Annotated in this window: 3 protein-coding genes and 1 pseudogene; all 4 read right to left on the reverse strand. The window is 52.8% G+C overall.

Features of this window, described 5'->3' with window-relative positions; translation table 11 throughout:
* A pseudogene (locus HMPREF1051_RS15000) lies at positions 1-255 on the reverse strand (hypothetical protein); the annotation flags it as partial.
* Complete coding sequence (locus tag HMPREF1051_RS01635; protein ID WP_003763440.1) at positions 159-509, reverse strand: helix-turn-helix domain-containing protein; 351 nt, start codon at positions 507-509, stop codon at positions 159-161. The pseudogene HMPREF1051_RS15000 and the gene HMPREF1051_RS01635, both read right to left, overlap by 97 nt.
* Positions 510-615: 106 nt before the next feature.
* On the reverse strand, positions 616-1,548 hold the full coding sequence (locus HMPREF1051_RS01640) for an AEC family transporter (protein ID WP_036491147.1): 933 nt from the start codon (positions 1,546-1,548) through the stop codon (positions 616-618).
* 172 nt (positions 1,549-1,720) lie between these two features.
* Positions 1,721-2,014, reverse strand: a 294-nt coding sequence (locus HMPREF1051_RS01645) for an IS3 family transposase (protein WP_155815265.1), incomplete at its 5' end; no start/stop codon positions are given.

A 2,014-nucleotide genomic window follows, 5' to 3' on the forward strand; every position in this document is an offset into this window, starting at 1 on the left:
GCGCCTTTGTCCGTAGCGTCCTTTATGCCGCCGGTAGGTTTCGACGAGGAGGGCTTTGTCGGCTGCGTCGGGGTCGGGTCGGTCTTGGTGGTGGTAGTAAAAGCTGCTTTTGGGCAGGTTTGCGATGTGCAGCAGGTATTTGAGCGGGTGTTGCGCCCTCAGTGTTTGGACGGTTTGGCTTTGTCCTTTTCGGTCCGCTTTTGGCTGAGGGCTTTTAACTCCTTTAGGTAGGCGACCTCTGCGCGCATATAGCACAACTCTTCAATAAGCTCTGCCTGCGTTTTTTCTTGGTCGGGTTTATCTGAGATGAAGGGGTTTTTGCGGTGTTGGGGCATGGTTTTGGATTGGGGATGTTCGAGTGCGCCGATACCGCCTTCTTGATAGGCGCGTATCCATCGTCTCAGGTGGGTTCGGGAAATGCCGTAGTGGTCTGCGGTACGCTGTTGGCTGCGTATATGCAGGTAGTGGAGTACGGCTTGGTATTTGAAGTGTAATGTATATTTGCTCATAAAAAAACTGCACCTTGTGAGTTGGAGGGGATGTGTCCAACTTTTGGGGTGCAGTTCAAACCCTGTTCGGGGTGTTTCAGACGACCTTTTTCTTGACCCAACCCTTTCAAACCATCGCTTGATACAACGCAATCATCATCGGCATGGTGATGACGCACAGCAGCGTCGTGATGCCGTAAATCGCGCTGGCTTTACGGGCGTTCTGACCATAAACCATCGCCATTTGGGTAACGGTGGACGCGACGGGGCTGACTGTGGCGAGGAAGCTGATGAGGACGACGGTATCGCTGTGCCCGCCGAGGTGCGCGATGTCCGAAATTTTGACAAACACCAGCAGAATCAGCGGGATAAGCATCAGACGCAGGAAGGCGACGAGGTAAATCCGTTTGGAGAGGACGATTTCTTTGAGCGGCAGCGAGGCAATCAGCATTCCGGCAACGAGCATGGCGACCGGACCTATCATGCCGCCAATCGTGGCGAGCGTGTTGTCGATGATGTGCGGCAGTTTGATTTGGAAGGCAAACATGAACACGCCGATAAAGATGGATAGGATGTTGATGTTGGTGAGTACGGTTTTCCACGCAAGATTGCCGCGCCCGCAAAGCAGCAGGCGCAAGTGCGTCCAGAAAAGGAACATTTGGACGATGATGAAGCCGCTGGTGTAAATCACCCATTGCGGTCCGAAAATGGACATCACCAGCGGGATGATGAGATTGCCGGAATTGGTGTAAACCGTGGCGGCGTGTTCGAGCGTATCGAGCTTAAACAGGGTTTTGAAAAGCCTGCCCAGCGCGATCAGCAGGATGTGGAACACGATCGCCAAGGCGACCGAGAGTTTCAACCCGTCAATGATGTCGGGCGTGTTCTCGATTTGGAAGGCGTGAATCATCACCGACGGGCTGATGAGGTAGAGCGCGATGACGGAGAGCGTGCGGCTGTGTTCGGAGGTCAGGAGCTTGGATTTCACCAACGCCATGCCCATCAGGACAATCAGGGTCAGCTCGGTGATTTTGCCGGCGAGGAGCAGGGCGGTTTCCATGAGTGTGGCACATTTGGAGAAAACGGAAATTTTACGCTTGCGCGCCAGTGCGGACAATGTATTCGGAACACGGTTTCAGACGACCTTTCCGTGTTTGCCGCCGTATTCAAAAGGCAAAGGTCGTCTGAAAACTGAACTGGCCCCCAAATCTTGGACACTCATAAAAGCCTATTCAGGCACTCTGTGCAAGCTGGGTTCTGTATGCGACAGGACTCAGCTTTTTCAATTTCAAACTGCAACGCTCCCGGTTGTAGTAATCCATATAGTCATCTATCTGCTTCATCAATTCATCTACCGTCAATTCACCTGCGTTATAGAAACACTCCGTCTTTAACACCGCAAAGAAGCTTTCCATCGGCGCATTGTCCCAACAGTTCGCCTTTCGCGACATGCTTTGAACCATGGAATGCTCCGCAAGCAATTCCCTATCCCCCGCCGTACGGTACAGCACACCTTGGTCCGAATG

Source organism: Neisseria sicca VK64, from assembly GCF_000260655.1.
Lineage (GTDB): Bacteria > Pseudomonadota > Gammaproteobacteria > Burkholderiales > Neisseriaceae > Neisseria > Neisseria sicca_B.

Excerpts from the sequence above, each read along its gene's own strand:
- HMPREF1051_RS01635 (WP_003763440.1), bottom strand. The coding sequence starts at position 509 with ATGAGCAAATATACATTACACTTCAAATACCAAGCCGTACTCCACTAC.
- HMPREF1051_RS01640 (WP_036491147.1), bottom strand. The coding sequence starts at position 1,548 with ATGGAAACCGCCCTGCTCCTCGCCGGCAAAATCACCGAGCTGACCCTG.